This is a genomic window from Paracoccus sp. NFXS7, from assembly GCF_040148865.1.
GTDB classification, from domain to species: Bacteria; Pseudomonadota; Alphaproteobacteria; order Rhodobacterales; family Rhodobacteraceae; genus Paracoccus; species Paracoccus marcusii.
The window spans coordinates 17,137-34,625 of record NZ_JAKEKV010000004.1 but is presented as its reverse complement, the minus strand read 5'-3'; the positions used below and the strand labels follow the sequence as shown (position 1 = coordinate 34,625).

At 68.2% G+C, this 17,489-nt stretch carries 17 protein-coding genes and 1 tRNA gene; 4 read left to right on the top strand and 14 right to left on the bottom strand.

Features of this window, described 5'->3' with window-relative positions; genetic code table 11:
• The 3 genes from zwf to LZ686_RS08615 are packed head-to-tail and all read right to left on the bottom strand — an operon-like array spanning position 1 to position 3,278.
• Positions 1–1,446 carry a glucose-6-phosphate dehydrogenase gene (gene zwf, locus LZ686_RS08625; protein ID WP_045999456.1) on the bottom strand — a complete coding sequence of 482 codons (1,446 nt, stop codon included), beginning with the start codon at positions 1,444–1,446 and terminating at the stop codon, positions 1–3.
• Positions 1,447–1,506: 60 nt separating this feature from the next.
• Entirely contained in the window at positions 1,507–2,046 is a 540-nt protein-coding gene (locus LZ686_RS08620) for an RSP_2648 family PIN domain-containing protein (protein WP_349547522.1), read from the bottom strand.
• Positions 2,046–3,278: an RSP_2647 family RNA methyltransferase gene (locus LZ686_RS08615; RefSeq protein ID WP_349547521.1), complete on the bottom strand. Its 1,233-nt coding sequence runs from the start codon at positions 3,276–3,278 to the stop codon at positions 2,046–2,048. The genes LZ686_RS08620 and LZ686_RS08615 overlap by 1 nt, the downstream gene beginning before the upstream one ends.
• A gap of 122 nt (positions 3,279–3,400) precedes the next feature.
• Here LZ686_RS08615 and edd point away from each other — a divergent pair, with 122 nt between their 5' ends.
• The gene (edd, locus tag LZ686_RS08610; protein WP_349547520.1) at positions 3,401–5,203 is read left to right on the top strand and encodes a phosphogluconate dehydratase; all 1,803 of its coding nucleotides are present in this window, start codon (positions 3,401–3,403) and stop codon (positions 5,201–5,203) included.
• A 4-nt stretch (positions 5,204–5,207) separates the two neighbouring features.
• Here the strand turns inward: edd and LZ686_RS08605 are convergent, their stop codons facing one another.
• Positions 5,208–6,074 (bottom strand): LysR family transcriptional regulator, encoded by an 867-nt coding sequence (locus LZ686_RS08605; RefSeq protein ID WP_045999691.1) that lies wholly within the window; start codon positions 6,072–6,074, stop codon positions 5,208–5,210.
• Positions 6,075–6,208: 134 nt separating this feature from the next.
• On the opposite strand from LZ686_RS08605, the gene LZ686_RS08600 reads away from it, so the two are divergent.
• A complete protein-coding gene (locus tag LZ686_RS08600) occupies positions 6,209–6,451 on the top strand; it encodes a DUF1127 domain-containing protein (RefSeq protein WP_349547519.1) in 243 nt (80 codons plus the stop codon).
• Here the strand turns inward: LZ686_RS08600 and LZ686_RS08595 are convergent.
• From LZ686_RS08595 to LZ686_RS08570, 6 genes are all read right to left on the bottom strand, one after another.
• Positions 6,448–6,912 carry an arsenate-mycothiol transferase ArsC gene (locus LZ686_RS08595; protein ID WP_127898243.1) on the bottom strand — a complete coding sequence of 155 codons (465 nt, stop codon included), beginning with the start codon at positions 6,910–6,912 and terminating at the stop codon, positions 6,448–6,450. The two genes, LZ686_RS08600 and LZ686_RS08595, sit on opposite strands and share 4 nt — an antisense overlap.
• A gap of 4 nt (positions 6,913–6,916) precedes the next feature.
• Complete coding sequence (locus LZ686_RS08590) at positions 6,917–7,396, bottom strand: UPF0262 family protein (protein ID WP_127898242.1); 480 nt, start codon at positions 7,394–7,396, stop codon at positions 6,917–6,919.
• Complete coding sequence (gene hisD, locus LZ686_RS08585) at positions 7,393–8,706, bottom strand: histidinol dehydrogenase (RefSeq protein ID WP_349547518.1); 1,314 nt, start codon at positions 8,704–8,706, stop codon at positions 7,393–7,395. The genes LZ686_RS08590 and hisD overlap by 4 nt, the downstream gene beginning before the upstream one ends.
• Positions 8,707–8,822: 116 nt before the next feature.
• Positions 8,823–9,299: a DUF2948 family protein gene (locus LZ686_RS08580; protein WP_349547517.1), complete on the bottom strand. Its 477-nt coding sequence runs from the start codon at positions 9,297–9,299 to the stop codon at positions 8,823–8,825.
• 3 nt (positions 9,300–9,302) lie between these two features.
• Positions 9,303–10,574 (bottom strand): UDP-N-acetylglucosamine 1-carboxyvinyltransferase, encoded by a 1,272-nt coding sequence (murA, locus tag LZ686_RS08575; RefSeq protein ID WP_139597422.1) that lies wholly within the window; start codon positions 10,572–10,574, stop codon positions 9,303–9,305.
• The gene (locus tag LZ686_RS08570; RefSeq protein WP_187427361.1) at positions 10,574–10,744 is read right to left on the bottom strand and encodes a hypothetical protein; all 171 of its coding nucleotides are present in this window, start codon (positions 10,742–10,744) and stop codon (positions 10,574–10,576) included. Before LZ686_RS08570 ends, murA begins: the two co-directional genes overlap by 1 nt.
• Positions 10,745–10,881: 137 nt before the next feature.
• Here LZ686_RS08570 and LZ686_RS08565 point away from each other — a divergent pair.
• Positions 10,882–10,956 (top strand) — tRNA-Thr (locus LZ686_RS08565).
• Between the two features lie 78 nt (positions 10,957–11,034).
• Here the strand turns inward: LZ686_RS08565 and LZ686_RS08560 are convergent.
• Complete coding sequence (locus LZ686_RS08560) at positions 11,035–12,609, bottom strand: gamma-glutamyltransferase (protein WP_349547516.1); 1,575 nt, start codon at positions 12,607–12,609, stop codon at positions 11,035–11,037.
• Positions 12,610–12,878: 269 nt separating this feature from the next.
• Between LZ686_RS08560 and LZ686_RS08555 the strand changes: the two genes are divergently transcribed.
• On the top strand, positions 12,879–14,180 hold the full coding sequence (locus LZ686_RS08555; RefSeq protein WP_273743031.1) for an MFS transporter: 1,302 nt from the start codon (positions 12,879–12,881) through the stop codon (positions 14,178–14,180).
• A gap of 52 nt (positions 14,181–14,232) precedes the next feature.
• Here the strand turns inward: LZ686_RS08555 and LZ686_RS08550 are convergent, their stop codons facing one another.
• The 3 genes from LZ686_RS08550 to LZ686_RS08540 form a co-directional block, all read right to left on the bottom strand.
• On the bottom strand, positions 14,233–14,910 hold the full coding sequence (locus tag LZ686_RS08550) for a GNAT family N-acetyltransferase (protein WP_349547515.1): 678 nt from the start codon (positions 14,908–14,910) through the stop codon (positions 14,233–14,235).
• Positions 14,911–14,995: 85 nt separating this feature from the next.
• Entirely contained in the window at positions 14,996–15,709 is a 714-nt protein-coding gene (locus LZ686_RS08545) for an SOS response-associated peptidase (RefSeq protein ID WP_349547514.1), read from the bottom strand.
• Positions 15,710–15,724: 15 nt separating this feature from the next.
• On the bottom strand, positions 15,725–17,410 hold the full coding sequence (locus LZ686_RS08540; protein ID WP_349547513.1) for a chloride channel protein: 1,686 nt from the start codon (positions 17,408–17,410) through the stop codon (positions 15,725–15,727).
• Positions 17,411–17,489 lie beyond the last annotated feature (79 nt).

The following is a 17,489-nucleotide window of genomic DNA, read 5'->3' as shown; positions in this document are numbered from 1 at the left end:
TCATGCCCTGATCTCCCTCCAGCGACGGTTGTCGCGGTGCATCAGGCGCAACGCCTCCTCGGGCCCCGAGGATCCGCTGTCATAGGGTTCGGGCCGGCGCTTGCCCTCCTCCCAGGACTTGATGATCGGGTCTGTCCAGGCCCAGGCCGCCTCGACTTCGTCGCCGCGCATGAACAGCGTCTGGTTGCCGCGGATCACGTCCATGATCAGGCGCTCGTAGGCGTCGGGCATGTCCGCGCCCTCCGGCCCCAGGGCATCGGCAAAGGACATGTCCAGCGGCACCTGCACCAGGCGCATGCCGCCCGGCCCCGGCTCCTTGATCATCACCTTGAGGTTCATGCCCTCGTTCGGCTGCAGGCGGATGACCAGCTCGTTGGCCTTGGGATGGCCGCTGTCGTCGAAGATCGAATGCGGCGGTTCCTTGAAGGTGATCGCGATTTCGCTGGTCCGCGCGCGCAGTTTCTTGCCGGTGCGCAGATAGAAGGGCGTGCCCTGCCAGCGCCAGTTGGAGATGCGAACCTTCATCGCGACATAGCTTTCGGTCCGCGAATCGGGGTCCTCGGCGTCGGTCAGATAGTCGCTGCCCTCGCCCTGATACTGACCGCGGACAATGTCGGCGGGCTCCAGCGGCTCCAGCGCGCGGATCACCTTCAGCTTTTCGTCGCGCACGGCGTCGGGGTCGAAGTGATAGGGCGGCTCCATCGCGATCAGGCACAGAAGCTGCATCATGTGGTTCTGGACCATGTCCCGGATCGCGCCGGACTTGTCGTAATAGCTGCCGCGTCCGGCCACGCCCACGGTCTCGGCCACGGTGATCTGGACGTGGTCCACGTATTGCGCGTTCCACAACGGTTCGAACAGCACGTTGGCAAAGCGCACCGCCATCAGGTTCTGGACGGTTTCCTTGCCCAGATAGTGGTCGATCCGATAGATCTGTTGTTCGTTGAAATGCTGCGCCAGCGTGGCGTTCAGCGCCTTGGCGCTGGCCAGGTCGCGGCCGAAGGGCTTTTCCACCACGATGCGGCTGTCATCATCGGCGATGCCGTGGCCCGCCAGACGCTCGGCGATGTCGCCGAACAGCGCCGGCGCGACCGAGAAATAGAACGCATGGACGGCGCCCTTGCGCATCCGGTCCTTCAGCGCCTGCCAGCCGCCCTCGCCCTTGGCATCGATGGAGACATAGCCCAGCAGGCCCAGAAACTCGGCCAGCTGCGGGTCGTCCGCCTTGGCGCCCGCGAATTCGCAGATGGCCTTGGACGCCTCGGCGCGGAAGGCGTCGTCGTCCTGGTCGGTGCGCGCGGCGCCGATGATCTGGCTGGTGGCCGGGAACTGTCCCGCCTTGAAGCGCCGGTAGAGACCGGGCAGGATCTTGCGATGGGCCAGATCGCCCGTGGCGCCAAAGATCACGAGGTCGAAGTCATCGACCGGAATGACACGAGAGACCATGCTGTCCTCCTGTTGGGTGGCGTTCGCCTTACCCCTTGTTAGCGATAACAGCAATGCCGTTCAACCTTTCACTGCGCGCGCAAGCCGCGGAAGCCGACAGCGCTTCAGCATCTCGGCCATGCTCATGGCACCGCCGGCGGCCTCTGCACGGTCGCGGGCGGCCTGCAGCGCGGACAGGACCGCGGGCCGGTCGCGCGCTAGTAGATCCAGCAGGAACGCATCGGGATGGATCACGCGCAGGCCCAGCCCGGCCATCATCCGCTGCGGAAAATCGCGCAGGTTCGCGGTGACGATCAGCGATGCGTCCCCGGCCAGGGCAGCCTCGACCACATGGCGGTCGGCAGGGTCGGGAAAGTCCAGATCGATCGCCGCCTGCCCGTCAGCGGCCTGCACCGCCTGCGGAAAGCGCAGGCGCAGAAGCGCGATCTGGGCCCCCGCGACGCTTTCGGCATCAGGGCCGATGCGGGCGGCGGCGCGGTGCCATTCCTCCAGGATGCGGTCCGACCAAAGCGCGTGGTAAAGCCCCGCCTGCGCCAGATCGGTCAGGATCTCGCGCAGGATGGTGGGGAATAGCACATTGGCGTCCAGGACGGCGCGCATCAGTCCAGCCGGAAGAACAGCGCCTTGAGATAACCCGTCTCGGCCAGCTGCGGCAGGGTCGGATGGTCGGGCCCGGCCTGACCCGTGTGGATCAACACCCCGCGCCGCCCGCCGCGTCCGATACCGCGCGCGCTGACATTGCGGAACGCGGTCAGGTCGGCCGCGTGCGAACAGCTGCACAGGACCAGATAGCCACCCGGCGCGACCAACGGCGCGGCCATCTTGGCCACCCGCTCATAGGCGCGCAGGCCCTTCTCCAGCGCGGGCTTCGACGGCGCGAAGGCCGGCGGGTCGCAGACCACCACGTCGAAGGTCCGCCCCTGTTCGGCCAGGTCCTCCAGCGCGTCGAAGGCATCCGACTGCTGCGTCTTCAGCCGGTCCGCGGCACCCATGGCGGACGCACCGCCCCGTGCCAGCTCCAGCGCGGGCGCGCTGCCGTCGATGCAGAGCGCGCTGTCGGCCCCCGCCGCCAGCGCCGCCAGGCCGAAACCACCCACATGGCTGAACACGTCCAGGACCGACCCGCCATCCACCAGCCGCTGTGCGAAGGCGTGGTTCGGGCGCTGGTCGAAGAACAGGCCCGTCTTCTGCCCGCCCAGAAGGTCGGCCAGATAGGTCGCGCCGTTCATGCGGACCTGGACCGGGCCGGATGGGGCGGTGCCGCGGATGACCTCCAGCCGCTCGGCCAGACCTTCCAGGCCGCGCGACCGGCCCTGCCCGTTCAGGACGACCGTGGAGACGCCCGCGACCTCGATCAGCGCATCGGCGATGTCCTCGGCCATGCCGTCGGCCCAGGCCGCGTTGGGCTGGATCACAGCCGCGTCGCCGAAGCGGTCGATGACCAGGCCCGGCAGGCCGTCGGCCTCGGCATGGACCAGACGATAGAAGGGCTCGTCATAGATCCGCTGGCGCATCTGCAGGGCGCGGGTCAGGCGCGCGCGCAGCCAGGCGCCGTCGATCACCGCGCCCGGGTCGGTGTCCATCACGCGGGCGATGATCTTGCTGACCGGGTTCACGGTCACCAGGGCCAGCGGCTGACGCTCGGCATCCTCCAGCACAGCCAGGCCGCCGGGGGGCAGCGCCTTGGTACGGCGGTCCAGCACCGCCTCGTCGGCAAAGACCCAGGGGAAGCCGTGGCGGATCGCCTGCGGCTTGGATTTCGGGCGCAACCGGATCACGGCGCGATCGTTGGGATGGCCGGCGGTCTGGTCGTCGCTGTGCAGTTCGCTCATGGCAAAACTCCTTTTGCGGTCGATCTGACATTTCCCACCCCCGCGCACAAGGCTGGCCACCGCCGATGGTTGAACCGTTAACGCTAACGGCGTATAGTGCCGCAAAGCCAGAGGAGGCACCCATGACCCTTCACGCCATGATCGACCGCGTCACCGACCGCATCCGCGAGCGGTCCCACGACAGCCGCAGCGCCTACCTGGCCAAGATCGCCCGTGCGGCGCAGGACGGCCCGGCCCGTGCGCACCTGTCCTGCGGCAACCAGGCCCATGCCTATGCCGCGATGGACGACAAGGTCGACATGGCGACGACGCGAAAGCCCAATATCGGGATCGTGACGGCCTATAACGACATGCTGTCAGCGCATCAGCCCTTTGAACGCTATCCCGACGTGATCCGCGCCGCGGGCCGCGCGGCGGGGGCCACGGTGCAGGTCGCGGGCGGCGTCCCGGCCATGTGCGACGGCGTGACGCAAGGCCGCCCGGGGATGGAGCTGTCGCTGTTCTCGCGCGACGTGATCGCGCTGGCCGCCGGGGTGGCCCTGTCGCATGACTGCTTTGATTCGGCGCTGTACCTGGGCGTCTGCGACAAGATCGTGCCCGGGCTGATCATCTCGGCCGCGACCTTCGGGCATATCCCGGCGGTCTTCGTCCCCGCGGGTCCGATGCCCTCGGGCCTACCCAATGACGAGAAATCCAAGGTCCGCCAGCAATTCGCCACCGGAGAGGTCGGCCGCGACGAGCTGATGAAGGCCGAGATGGCCAGCTATCATTCGGCTGGCACCTGCACCTTCTACGGTACCGCGAACACCAACCAGATGCTGATGGAGTTCATGGGCCTGCACCTGCCTGGTTCAAGCTTCGTGAACCCGAACACGCCGCTGCGCGAGGCGCTGACCGTGGCCGCGGTCCAGCGCGCGGCGCAGATCACCAATCTGGGCAACGAATACACCCCCGCCGGTCAGGTGCTGGACGAACGCGCCTTCGTGAACGGCATCGTCGGCCTGATGGCCACGGGCGGGTCCACGAACCTTGTCCTGCACTTGCCGGCGATGGCGCGGGCTGCAGGCGTCATCATCGACATCGCCGATTTCCACGACCTGTCGGAGAATGTGCCGCTGATGGCGCGGGTCTATCCCAACGGGCTGGCCGACGTGAACCATTTCCACGCGGCGGGGGGCCTGGGCTACATGATCGGGCAGCTGCTGGAGGCGGGCCTGCTGCATCCGGACGTCAAGACGATCACGGGGTCGGGGCTGGACAGCTATGTCCGCGAACCCAAGCTGGACGGCGACACCATCCGGTGGGAGGACGGAGCGCGCATCACGCTGAACGACCGCATCCTGCGCCCCGCTAGCGATCCGTTCGCAGCCACGGGCGGGCTGAAGCAGCTGCAGGGCAACCTGGGCCGCGGCGTCATCAAGATCAGCGCCGTCGCCCCCGAACGCCACCTGATCGAGGCCCGCGCCCGCGTGTTCCAGGACCAGGAATCGGTCAAGACCGCCTTCCGCGCCGGCGAGTTCACCGAGGACACGATCGTCGTCGTCCGCTTTCAGGGGCCGCGCGCCAACGGCATGCCGGAACTGCATTCGCTTACCCCGACACTGGCGGTCCTGCAGGACCGCGGCCTCAAGGTCGCGCTGGTCACCGACGGGCGCATGTCGGGCGCGTCGGGCAAGGTGCCTGCCGCGATCCACGTCTCGCCCGAGGCGGCGATGGGTGGCCCGCTGGCGCGGCTGCGCGACGGCGACCGGGTGCGGCTGGATGCGGCGAACGGCACGCTGGAATGCCTGGAGGCCGATTTCGACACCCGCGATGCCGCCGTCTTCGACCCCAAAGGCAGCCACGAGGGCCTGGGACGCGAGCTGTTCGCGGCCTTCCGCGCCAATGCCGGGCCTGCGACCGAAGGCGCGGGCGTGGTGGTCTGATCCGTCAGGCGGCGGCGGCGACCTCGCAGACGACGCGGCGCAGATAGCCCGCGAAATCCGAGGCCGTCCGCCGCGCCGGGCCGTCCGCTACATAGACATTCAACCAGGTCGGCGGCAGCGGCGGCAGCCCGCCGCCATGTTCCACATCCTCCAGCCCCGCCTGCGGAATGCCGCGCGGGCGCACAGTGACGCCCAGATCGGCGGCGGCCAGAATGTGCCAGTTCTCGTCCCCGCCCTCTCCGGCAGGGTGGGTCCAGCCGATCCCTGCCGCATCCAGCGCGGCGATGGCCGCGGGGTAATAGGCGCAATGCGACGATGTCGCCAGCGCCAGCGGCCGATCCTGCCACGCGCTGCCGCCCACCGCGCCCACCCAGGCCAGATCGACCTTGGCCAGATGGATCGCGCCCGCCGGCGCCTCGAATTCGGTGGTCAGGATGACGTCATGCTCGCCCCGCCGCATCTGTGCCCGCAGGTCCTTGGTGCGGGCGTCGCGCATGACCAGTTCGACCCGGGGGTAATCCTTGCGAAAGGCGCGCACGGTCTGGGCGACCTTGGCGAACAGCCAGTCGCTGCTGAGACCCACGCGCAGCTTCTGTTCGGGCTGCAGCCCGGTATAGCGCGACAGGATCGCATCGTTCAGCGCCACCAGCTTGCGGCTTTCGCCCAACAGGTCCTGCGCGAAATCCGACAGGATGACTCCCCGGCCGACCTTGGCCAGCATGGGACGGCCGAACACCTCCTCCAGCCGCTTCATCTGCATCGACAGGGCGCTTTGCGTCATGTTCAGCGCCTCGGCCGCCCGGGTGACGGCACCGTATTCGGCGACCGCCTGCAAGGACCGAAGCGTCGCGATATCCAGATTGCGCATCATGTAGTTTCCCTGATGGATCACATCAAAACCATTCGTTTCACAAATACCCCCTTGGACGATATTCATCAACTGGAAAGATGATCGGAACAATATCCATCATCTCTGATGATGTATTCAATCAAGGAGGCTGAACGATGACCCAGAAGAACGTCCTGCTGCGCGTGGTGACCGGCCATGGCATCCTGCCCCGCCCCTGGTGGGTGGAACGCGTATTGACCATGTTCGACGTACGCCGCACCCGCATCGACCTGTCGCGCCTGTCCGACGACCAGCTGCGCGACATCGGGCTGACCCGCGACGACGTGATCGCCGAAATGTCCCGCCCTATCTGGGACGTGCCCGCCCATTGGCGCCAGGAACGGGACGTCCGCTGCTAGGTGGGGTCGTGCGGCGGGCCGAAGCGGGCGCGCATCCGCGTCTCGATCTGGTCGCGGGTCTGGCGATAGGCCGCCAGCCGCGCCTCGCGCCCTTCGGCAAGGCCGGTCGGGTCCATGATCGGCCAGTATTCCACGTCCAGATGCGCATGACGCGTCATTTCCAGCGCCATCCGCTGGCTTGCCGGCGACAGGGCCACGATCAGGTCGAATTGACCCAGGTCGTCGCCCCAGTCCTGCATCTCCTCGAAGCTGCGGCTGCGGTGGTTGGCCAGCGGCACGCCGATCTCGTCGCAGACGGCGATGGCGAAGCCGTCGACCTCCATGTCGTTCTTCACGCCCGCCGACTGGACATAGGCCGCGCGGCCATAGAACTTCTTCATCATCCCCTCGGCCATGGGCGAGCGGATGGAATTGTGGTCGCAGCAGAACAGAACCGATGAGGGGATCTTGTCCTGCGTCATCGGATCAGCCCTGCGGGATCAGCGCACAGATCAGGGTGAACAGGCGGCGCGCGGTGTCGATGTCCAGGCTGGCCTTGCCCTCCAGCCGCTCCTGCAGGGTGCGGGCGCCTTCGTTGTGGATGCCGCGCCGGGCCATGTCGATCGCCTCGATCTGGGCGGGGGGCAGGCGCTTGACCGCGTCGAAATAGCTTTGGCAGATCTGGAAGTAATCCTTGACCACCTGCCGGAACGGCCCAAGGGACAGGTGGAACTCGGCCACCTTGGTTGCATCCTCGGCGGTGACGTCGAAGACCAGCCGCCCCTCGCGGATGCACAGCTCCAGCACGAAGGGCCCGTCTGGCGCGGCACCCCCGTCGCGGCCGGGAACGGCAAAGCTGTTGTCCTCGATCAGATCGAAGATGGCGACGCGCCGCTCCTGCTCCATTTCCGGCGTGGCCGGGGCGATGGCGCTGTCGTCGATCTCGATCCGGGTGATGCGGCTCATTCCAGCGGTCTTTCGTTCAATGTCCCCAGCCGAGCCTGAACCGAAGCGCCATGCGCCTGCAAGCCCTCGGATGCGGCCAGACGCACCGCGGCGGGGCCGATCGCGGCCAATGCCCCCGGCGTCAGCCGCGCCATGGTGGTGCGCTTGAGGAAATCCATCACCGACAGGCCGGAACTGAACCGCGCCGACCGCGCCGTGGGCAGGACGTGATTCGGGCCGCTGACATAGTCGCCCACCGCCTCGGGCGTATGCGCGCCCAGAAAAATCGCGCCGGCATGGACGCATTTGGCGGCCAGCCCCTCGGGGTCGGCCACGCACAGTTCCAGATGCTCGGGCGCGATGCGGTTCGACAGGGCTGCGGCCTGATCCAGGTCGTCCACCACGATCAGCGTGCCGTAATCACGCCAGCTGGCCCCCGCGATGGCGGCGCGATCCAGCGTCGGAATGATCCGCTCGACCTCGGCCGCGACAGCGCGGGCCATGGCGGGGTCGGTGGTGATCAGGATCGACTGCGCATCCGCGTCATGCTCGGCCTGCGCCAGCAGGTCCCAGGCCAGCCATTCGGGGTTCTGGTCCGCGTCCGCGATGACCAGAACCTCGGACGGGCCGGCGATCATGTCGATGCCCACGCGGCCGAACACCTGCCGCTTGGCCGCCGCGACATAGGCGTTGCCGGGACCGGTGATCTTGTCGACCGGCGCGATGGTGTCCGTGCCGTAAGCCATCGCCGCCACCGCCTGCGCGCCCCCGATGCGATAGATCTCATCGACCCCCGACAGCTGCGCCGCCAGCAGGACCAGCGGGTTGATCAGCCCGTCCGGCGTCGGCACGCAGATGACCAGCCGTTCCACCCCCGCGACACGCGCCGGGATCGCGTTCATCAGCACGCTGGAGGGATAGGCCGCCTGCCCGCCCGGCACATACAGGCCCGCCGCCGACACGGCACTCCACCGCCAGCCCAGGGTCGCGCCCTCGGGGTCGGTCCAACTGGCATCCTCGGGCATCTGGCGGGCGTGATAGGCGCGGATGCGCTCGGCCGCCAGGGCCAGGGCCGCGCGGTCCTCGGGCGTCACGCGGGCCACCTGCTCCGCGATCTCCTCGGGAGAGAAGCGCAGCGTGGCGGGCGTCAGGTCCAGCCGGTCGAACCGGGTCGTCAGATCGCACAGGGCCGCGTCGCCGCGGTCGCGGACATCGCGGATGATGGCGGTGACCGCGTCGTTCACGTCCGACGAATCCTCGCGCTTGGCACCCAGCATCGCGCGGAAGCCCTGTTCGAAATCGGCATCGGTGCTGTTCAGAAAGACCGGCATCATCATTCCCTTCGTGTTCCCGCGCGCCCCTATCCTGCGCCCCCGTCCGGCTCAAGCGTCAGGGGGCGGACAGGATGCCGCGGGCTTCGTTCTTGCCCAAAGACCCGGAAGCGGCCCTAGTCAGGATGCCGCGGTGCCTTGCCCGACACCGCCCGATGCGGGCGCGTCACGTCGCGCAGGTCCAGATTGATGCATTCGACATCGGCCAGGATGGTCCCGTCCCCCGCGAAATCCAGCGACAGGCGGCCTGTCCCGTCCTCTCCGGCCTGCCAGCGGATCGCCAGCAGCGACAGGACGGTGTCACCGTCGTGCCCGACGCCGTCGCTGACGACGCGCATCACGTCGCTGATGACCAGCACCGAACGCACGCGTTCGAATTCGCGGTGTTGCAACCGGGCGTCCGCGGCATCCTCCCATCGAAAGCGCGTGATCAGCAGCGACAGCCGCCGCGCCTTGGCGTCATGACTGATGTCGGCGCCTGTCAGAACCGCATCCTGGACCAGCGACGACAGGATGCGCAGGTCGGCCTCGTCCTCGGCCCTCAGGGCCAGCGGCCGGGGGTCGGCATCGGCGAAACGGGCATCCTCTGCCATGGATCACTCCTCCTTGACGCGTTCGATATGGGCACCCACGCCGCGCAGCTTGCGCACGACATGTTCGTAACCCCGATCCAGGTGATAGACGCGGCTGACGGTCGTCTGCCCCTGCGCGGCCATCCCCGCCAGGATCAGGCTGACCGACGCGCGCAGGTCGGTGGCCATCACCGGCGCGCCGCGCAGCTTCTCGACCCCGGTGACGGTCGCATGGCCGCCGTGAACCTCGATCTGCGCGCCCATGCGGGCCAGTTCGGGCGCGTGCATGAAGCGGTTCTCGAAGATCGTCTCCTCCAGCACCGACGTGCCCTCGGCCAGGCACATCAGGGCCATGAACTGCGCCTGCAGGTCGGTGGGGAAACCGGGGAAGGGCTCGGTCCGAACATCGACGGCGCGCACGCGGCCGTTCCTGCGCGCGACCTTGAGCCCGCGCTCGGTCTCCTCGACGCTGATCCCGGCCTCGTCCAGCTTCTCGCAGAAGGCCGCCAGCAGCTCGATCCGGCCGCCCAGCAACTCCACCTCGCCGCCGCACATGGCGGGCGCCAGCATGTAGGTTCCCAGTTCGATCCGGTCGGTCACCACAGGATGCGTCGCGCCATGCAGGGCCTGCACACCCTGGATGGTGATGGTCCCGGTCCCCTCGCCATCGATCTGGGCGCCCATCGCACGCAGGCAGCGGGCCAGATCGACGATCTCGGGCTCGCGCGCGGCGTTCTTAAGGACGGTCGTGCCGCGCGCCAGCGTGGCGGCCATCAGCGCGTTTTCCGTCGCGCCCACCGACACGACCGGGAACTCGAAGACCGCGCCCTTCAGGCCCCCCGCCGGTGCCTTGGCGTGGACATAGCCCTCGCACAGGTCCAGCGTTGCCCCCATCGCCTCCAGCGCGCGCAGGTGCAGGTCCACGGGCCGCGCGCCGATCGCGCAGCCGCCGGGCAGCGACACCTCGGCCACGCCGTCCCGCGCCAGCATCGGCCCCAGCACCAGGATCGAGGCACGCATCTTGCGCACGATGTCGTATTCCGCCCGGTGGCTGGTCATCGCATGGCTGGACAGCGCCAGAACCTGGCCCTCCTGCAGGCTGGCGACCTCGGCCCCAAGCGAGCCCAGCAGCGCGGTCATGGTGCGGATGTCGGACAGGCGCGGCGCATTGGTCAGCGTCAGCGGCTGATCGGTCAGCAGCGTCGCGGGCATCAGCGTCAGGCAGGCGTTCTTGGCACCCGCGATGGGGATTTCCCCGTGAAGGGGGCCGTTCCCCGTGACGATGATCTGGTCCATCAGCTGTCCTTGCCTGTCTCGCCGCCCGCATCCGGGGCAGTCTTGTTGTCGTCCCGATCCGCCCGCGCCCGCGCCTGTTCCTTGCGCCGTGCCAGATTCGCGCGCAGCGCCTGTCGCAGGCGTTCCTCGCGGCTGTCGGGGCTTGGCTTGTCATTGCGTCGGTCGGTCATGGCAGTCCTGTTAGCGCCGCGCGGGCCGCACGTCCAGCAAACGCACACGCCGCGCGCGATCAATCGCCAAAATCCCGAAAAATCGTTCGGACCCCCTTGCAGGGATCGAAACCTTTGTCTAAACGCCCCCTCACGTTGCTGTGGTAGCTCAGTGGTAGAGCACACCCTTGGTAAGGGTGAGGTCGAGAGTTCAATCCTCTCTCACAGCACCATTCACCCACAAATGCACCCAGATCCCGCGCCGCAGGGTTGTTGCGTCACCCGCAGATGCTGCGGATGACGCTTGGCGATCACATGTCCGCTTCGCAGACGGCGTCGCCCCAGGGGCTCATGATCTCGGTCGCGCCGCAGTTCCGGCCCGCCTGGCGCATCACGCCCGCGGGCACGGCGAAGGCATAGGGATGGACCGTCCGCTTGGCGGTCGTCACGGGGCCAAGGGCGGCCAGCGCCTGCGCCACGTCCTGCGGCAGATCCTCGTCCATGACCGTGCCTGTCGCGGCAGAGGCGTCGATCCGCGGCGTGTGGAACGCCTGTTCCAGGTCCATCCCGAAATCCGCCATGAAGCTGACCAGGTTGGCCACCGCAGGCAGGATCTTGCGGCCGCCCGACGCGCCGATGGCGAACATCCGGTCGCCCACCTGCCCCACGGTGGGACAGACGTTCATCAGGCACCGCTTGCCCGGCGCCAGCGAATTCGGTCGGCCTTGCTCGGGGTCGAACCACATGATGCCGTTGTTCAACAGCATCCCGGTCTGCCCGGACACGACATGGCTGCCGAACATCGACAGCAGGGTCTGGGTGACGTTCACCATGTTGCCGTGCCGGTCCACGACGCTGAAGCTGGTGGTGCAGGCCGGGGCGCGCGGGCTTTCGCCGGTGTCGCCCGCATGGGCCAGCCGGTCGCGATAGGCATCGCCCAGGCCTGACGCCAGCGCGGCATAGCTGGCCGCCGACGGCGCATCACCGGGATCGAAGGCCGCCTGCATCTGCTGCAGGGCCGTGACCAGTTCGGCCCCCGCGGACAGACCCGACGGCGCATGGATGACGGCATCGCGATAGCGGACCGTACGGGGCGCACGGGCCTCTGCCTGATAGCTGCGCAGATCCTCCATCGACAGGCAGCCGCCCTTGGCGCGCACGTCATCGACCAGCATCCGGCCGATGTCGCCGTGATAGAAATCCTGGGCGCCATGTTCGGCCAGCCGGCGCAGGGTGGCCGCATGGACGCGCTGATCCAGTCGCGCGGCCGAGGCCGTGGTCCAACCGGCGATGTCGGGCCATTGCCCGTCCGCCAGGAACAGCGCCGCCGCATCGGGGTCCTGCGCCAGCTGGCGCGCCGCGGACGCGATCAACAGCGACGAATACCAGTCGAGGAGCATCCCCTCCTCTGCCAAGGCCACGGCGGGGGCCAGCAGATCGCCCCAGTCGCGCGTCCCGTACTGCCGATGGGCCAGCGCCATCCCGGCGACCGTGCCCGGCACCGCGACAGAGGTCGCGCCATAGATGTTGCGGTCGTCCCTGACGCGCGTCCAGGGAAACAGGTCCGCCGCCTGCCGCCCCGGCTCCAGCGGATAGTCGGCGACGTCAAGGCCCGTGGGTGCGCGCATCCCGAACTCGATCGTCTCGGCCCGCTGTTCACCCGCGCGCCACAGGGTCATCATGCCGCCGCCCATCGGACCCGACATCCACGGCTCGACCACGCCCACCGCAAAGGACGTCGCGACCGCCGCGTCCATCGCGTCGCCCCCGACGGCCAGGACCGCGGCGCCGACCTCGGCCGCCTTGCGATGCTGCGCGGCGACGACGCCGCCATCGGTCCAGACGACCTCCTTGCGGATGCGTTGCGTTCTGGAGAAATTCGACATGGCCTGGCCTTCCGTGATCGACATCGCCTGCGGGGGGACGCCCCGCCCCACCTGAGCGCGCCGGGCAGCGTCATGCAAGGGCGGGCCGCCCGACATGTGCAAACTTGACACCGCCGGTCGTCCGGTTAAGTCGGCACCGGTCGTTCACGACGGAACGGCCATCCGACGATCCTCCTCCGTACAGGCCGACGCATCAGGGCTGCATCATCAGCGCCGGTCGCAGCGCACGGGCCGAGATCCTCTGAAATCATGCGCCCTATGGACCCGCCATGACATCCACCCGACCATCCGCCCCGCCCGCCGGCGCGGCCCCCGCCAATTCGCCCGCCCAGGTCCTGACGGCCAGCCTCATCGGCACGACGATCGAATTCTTCGACTTCTACATCTATGCGACGGCCGCGGTGCTGATCTTTCCGTCGCTGTTCTTTCCGGGATCGGACCCGACCACGGCGCTGCTGGCGTCCTTTGCGACCTTCTCGATCGCGTTCTTCGCGCGGCCGTTGGGGGCCATCGTCTTTGGCCATTACGGCGACCGCATCGGGCGCAAGGCCACGCTTGTCGCCGCGCTTCTGACGATGGGGGTGTCGACCGTCACCATCGGCCTGCTGCCGACCTATGACCAGATCGGCGTCTGGGCGCCGCTGCTGCTGGCGCTGTGCCGGTTCGGACAGGGCTTCGGCCTGGGCGGCGAATGGGGCGGGGCCGTGCTGCTGGCGACGGAGAACGCACCCGAGGGCAAGCGCAGCTGGTACGGGATGTTTCCGCAGCTGGGCGCGCCCGTCGGTCTTCTGCTGTCGTCGGGGTTCTTCTGGGTGCTACTGCACTTCATCACCCAGGACGAGCTGCTGGCCTGGGGCTGGCGGCTGCCGTTCCTGTCGTCGATCCTGCTGGTCGGGATCGGCCTGTGGATCCGTCTGTCCATCACCGAGACCCCCGAATTCGCCGAAGCCGTGAAGAAGGACAAGCGCGTGTCCGTCCCCCTGGCCGAACTGTTCCGGCATCACAAGCTGAGCGTGTTCCTGGGCACCTTCGCGGCGCTGGCGACCTTCGTGCTGTTCTATCTGGCGACGGCGTGGCTGCTGTCCTACAACGTCAAGGTCCTGGGGATCCCGTTCAAGGATGCCTTGCTGATCCAGATCTATGGATCGGTCGTCTTCGGCCTGACGATCCCCGTCGCGGGCAAGATCGCGGATCGCACCGGGCGCTATGGCTTCCTGATCATCGTGACCATCCTGATCGGGGCCTTTGCCCTGTCCTTCGGGTCGCTGATGCAGGGCAGCGCCCAGAACGAGGCCAGCGTCTATTTGTTCGTCACGATCAGCCTGATGCTGATGGGCCTGACCTATGGCGTCATCGGAGCGGCGCTGGCGGCGCCCTTCCCGGCCCAGGTCCGCTATACCGGGTCGTCGCTGACGTTCAACTTTGCCGGCATCTTCGGCGCGTCGCTGGCACCCTATGCAGCGACCTGGCTGCAGATGAACTATGGCATGGCGCAGGTCGGATACTATCTGCTGGGCGCTGCCGTGATCTCGTTGATCTGCATCGTGGCCACGGGGCGCGACAAGATCTGATCGCCGGCCGGTGATCCTTGCACCCCGCGCCCGGCGGCGCGGGATGCATCCGTCATGCACAGCCGCGCAGACAGGCCCCAAGCGTGGATCGCTGAACGCCATCTGAATCGAAATTGTCGGGCGCCAGCCACGCCAGATAGCCGGGCCGCAGTTCCTGCCAGTCTTGATCGGTCATCGCGAACCAGGCCGTGTCGCGGTTGGTCCCCTTGACGACCATGTGCTGCCGAAAGACCCCCTCGGGCCGAAAACCGAAACGCAGGGCGGCCCGTTTCGAAGGCGTGTTCAGGTCGTTGCATTTCCATTCGAACCGCCGATAGCCCAACGCAAAGACGTGGTCGGCGAACAGGAACAGCGCCTCGGTCGCCATGCGGCTGCGCTGCAGGGCGGGGCCCCACATGATGCTGCCGATCTCGATCACGCCATGGGTGCGGTCGATCCGCATCAGCGCCTGACGACCCTCGGCGCGTCCCGTGGCGGCATCGACCACCGCAAAGAACATCGGGTCTGCCGATGACGATACATGGTCGACCCAATCCGCAAAGGTGTCACGATCCTGGGGCGGATGCTCGAAAAGCCAGCGAAAGCGGTCATCGGCCCCACCTGCGGATGCGGCCGCGTACAGCGTCCCTGCATGACCGGCCTGAAGCGGTTCCAGCCGCACGTATCGTCCAGCGATCACCGCCCGCGCTGGGGCCGGGGGCGGTGACCAGCGGGTCAGGTCCACATGCATGTCCCATCGCTCCTTTCCAAGGCTGGCGGTCCGTTGCGCCACGGACGGACCCGCGCGACGCGTGACTCGGGATGGCCCTTGGGCATCACACCGGCGCCTCGACCAGCGTCAATGCCCCGTCGGGCAGCGGCCGCTGCAGCTCAGTCGCCGGTATGCCGTCCAGCCAGGCGTGCCATTCCTGGGGGCGCGTCAGGATCACCGGCATCGCCTTGGGATGGATCGGCGCGACCTCGGCGTTCGGAGGACAGGTCAGAAAGGCATAGAGGTCGTCGACCGTCTCTCCATCCTTGACCTTGCGGACCGATCGCCAGCCGCGCGTCTCGATCCCGGCGAAGAACAGGGTCGAACCTGGGTCGGCGGGTGCGAACCACTGCACGCCCTTGCCCTTGCCGCGCGGTTCGGAAAAGCTGGTCAGCGGCACCAGACAACGATGCTCGCGGCCAAGCCAGCGCCGCCAATGGGGCGACTCCAGATTGCGGACATTCGTGACGCCCGGGTCGCGCTCCGTCTTCAGCGCAAAGCGCGGCGACGGCATGCCCCACCGCGCCTTGACCAGTTCCGGCCCGTCCGCGCCGTTCCGGATGATCGGCGCCATCTGGTCGGGATAGACGCTGCCCGGCGCCAGGTTTCCCGACCGGTCCGTCAGCCCGTCGATCAACCGGACCAGCGCCTCCTGCGGCGTTGTATGGTTGTAAAGGTTGCAGATCGCCCCGCCCTCCGCTGGTTCGCGTCCATTTCTGGTCCCGCCCCGGACCGGCGTCAATGACCCGCCGGCCACCGTGACAGGCATCGCGGGCATGGGGCCGCCGCTGTGTCAGCCGTGCTCTTCGGCGGCGGTCTGTTCCAGGGCCTGGTTCAGGGCGCGCAGGACGTCGACGTGATGGACGCTGCCGATCAGGCGCAGGGGGTCGTCCGGGCCGTCGCAGGCCGTCACGGCCAGAAACACCGCGCCGCTTCGTTCGAACAGCGGCAGGGCCTCGGCCAGGGTGGTGGTCGGGGCCACGGTCGGACCGCGTTCCGCCATGGCGCGGACCAGATCCTCGGTCGGGGCGTCCGGGGCGTCCAGCGCGCGGATGACCGGCGTGACGCGCAGCTGATGGGGCAGCCAGGCCTGCGGCCCTTCGGAGAGATGGATGCCCCGCCGCTCCAGCTGGGTCAGAAAGAACGACCGCCTGACCAGGGTCGATGCCAGGGCAGAACTGAGCGAGACCGAGGTCATCACCGCGATGCCCGTCTGCCAGTCTCCGGTCATCTCGAACACGATCAGCGCGGTCGAGATGGGGGCGCCCAGGACCGCCGCGCCGACCGCGGCCATGCCGGCAAAGGCATAGACGTTGACGCTGCCGGAATAGCCGGGCGCAAGGGTCGTGGCGATGATCCCGAACGCCAGGCCGGTCAGTGACCCCATGACCAGCGCGGGCGAGAACACCCCGCCCCCCATGCGCCCGCCCAGCGTGATCGCGACCGCCAACGCCTTGACGACCGCGAACATAACCGCCTGGCCCAGGCCGATCTGGCCGGACAGTGCCGCGGCGGTGGTTTCATAGCCCACGCCGATGATGTGCGGAAAGGGAATGGCGATCACGCCAAGGGCAAGCCCCGCCAGCGCGGGCCGGGACCAGCGCGGCCAGCCGATCCGCGCCATCGCCCGCGTCGCCAGGCTGTCGGCGCGAAAGATCCCGCCCATCATCGCCGCCGCGACCAGCGCGCAGACAAGGCCCAGCACCATGAAGGCGGGCAATTCGATATGGAAGGCCAGGTCAGGCTCGACCGGCAGCATGAATTCGGTCAGGCCGCCGAACTGCAGCCGGTTGATGACCGTGCCCGCCACCGCGGCGATCGCGATCGGGGCAAAGGCGCGCGTCGCGAAATGCCGCAACACGACCTCATGCGCGAAAAGCGCCCCGGCGATGGGCGCGTTGAAGCTGGCGGCGACCGCACCCGCGACGGCGCATCCCAACAGCTCCCTGCCGGTCATAGGGCTGGCCTTGATGCGCCGCGCGACCGCGGTCGAGACGACGCCGGCCAGATGCACGACTGGCCCCTCGCGCCCGGAACTGCCGCCGGTGCCCAGCGTGATCAGCGAGGCCGCGGCCGATGCCAGACCCTCGCGGACCTCGACCCGGCCCCCGTCCAGCGCCGCGCCCTCGATCACGTCGGACACGGCGCGCACGCGCCCGTCTGGGGTAAAGCGGTCCAGGATCAGCCCGACGACAAGCCCGCCCAGGACCGGCACCACCAGCACCCAACCCAAAGGCAGGTCGCGCGCGACGCTGGCCAGCGTCAGGTCGTCGGCGCCGTAGAGGGCCGTCTGAACCCCCGAGATACCCAGCCTGAACCCAAGCGCCGCAAATCCCGCCGCGATGCCGATCAGCAGCGCCAGCACCCAGAACTGCACCTGTCGCAGGGCCCGGTCGGCCGCAATGCGCAGGACGGGATACAAGTCGCGACGCCACCGGCGCAGGGTGCGTCTGACAAGAAGGGCGAAGGCAGGTCTCATTCGGGCAAGGCTGGCACAGCATCGTCACCTTGGCGAGGGTGATCCGTCACCTGGACATGGTGCACGGCCCATGGCCGGG

Excerpts from the sequence above, each read along its gene's own strand:
- zwf (WP_045999456.1), bottom strand. The coding sequence starts at position 1,446 with ATGGTCTCTCGTGTCATTCCGGTCGATGACTTCGACCTCGTGATCTTT.
- LZ686_RS08620 (WP_349547522.1), bottom strand. The coding sequence starts at position 2,046 with ATGCGCGCCGTCCTGGACGCCAATGTGCTATTCCCCACCATCCTGCGC.
- LZ686_RS08615 (WP_349547521.1), bottom strand. The coding sequence starts at position 3,278 with ATGAGCGAACTGCACAGCGACGACCAGACCGCCGGCCATCCCAACGAT.
- edd (WP_349547520.1), top strand. The coding sequence starts at position 3,401 with ATGACCCTTCACGCCATGATCGACCGCGTCACCGACCGCATCCGCGAG.
- LZ686_RS08605 (WP_045999691.1), bottom strand. The coding sequence starts at position 6,074 with ATGATGCGCAATCTGGATATCGCGACGCTTCGGTCCTTGCAGGCGGTC.
- LZ686_RS08600 (WP_349547519.1), top strand. The coding sequence starts at position 6,209 with ATGACCCAGAAGAACGTCCTGCTGCGCGTGGTGACCGGCCATGGCATC.
- LZ686_RS08595 (WP_127898243.1), bottom strand. The coding sequence starts at position 6,912 with ATGACGCAGGACAAGATCCCCTCATCGGTTCTGTTCTGCTGCGACCAC.
- LZ686_RS08590 (WP_127898242.1), bottom strand. The coding sequence starts at position 7,396 with ATGAGCCGCATCACCCGGATCGAGATCGACGACAGCGCCATCGCCCCG.
- hisD (WP_349547518.1), bottom strand. The coding sequence starts at position 8,706 with ATGCCGGTCTTTCTGAACAGCACCGATGCCGATTTCGAACAGGGCTTC.
- LZ686_RS08580 (WP_349547517.1), bottom strand. The coding sequence starts at position 9,299 with ATGGCAGAGGATGCCCGTTTCGCCGATGCCGACCCCCGGCCGCTGGCC.
- murA (WP_139597422.1), bottom strand. The coding sequence starts at position 10,574 with ATGGACCAGATCATCGTCACGGGGAACGGCCCCCTTCACGGGGAAATC.
- LZ686_RS08570 (WP_187427361.1), bottom strand. The coding sequence starts at position 10,744 with ATGACCGACCGACGCAATGACAAGCCAAGCCCCGACAGCCGCGAGGAA.
- LZ686_RS08560 (WP_349547516.1), bottom strand. The coding sequence starts at position 12,609 with ATGTCGAATTTCTCCAGAACGCAACGCATCCGCAAGGAGGTCGTCTGG.
- LZ686_RS08555 (WP_273743031.1), top strand. The coding sequence starts at position 12,879 with ATGACATCCACCCGACCATCCGCCCCGCCCGCCGGCGCGGCCCCCGCC.
- LZ686_RS08550 (WP_349547515.1), bottom strand. The coding sequence starts at position 14,910 with ATGCATGTGGACCTGACCCGCTGGTCACCGCCCCCGGCCCCAGCGCGG.
- LZ686_RS08545 (WP_349547514.1), bottom strand. The coding sequence starts at position 15,709 with ATGCCCGCGATGCCTGTCACGGTGGCCGGCGGGTCATTGACGCCGGTC.
- LZ686_RS08540 (WP_349547513.1), bottom strand. The coding sequence starts at position 17,410 with ATGAGACCTGCCTTCGCCCTTCTTGTCAGACGCACCCTGCGCCGGTGG.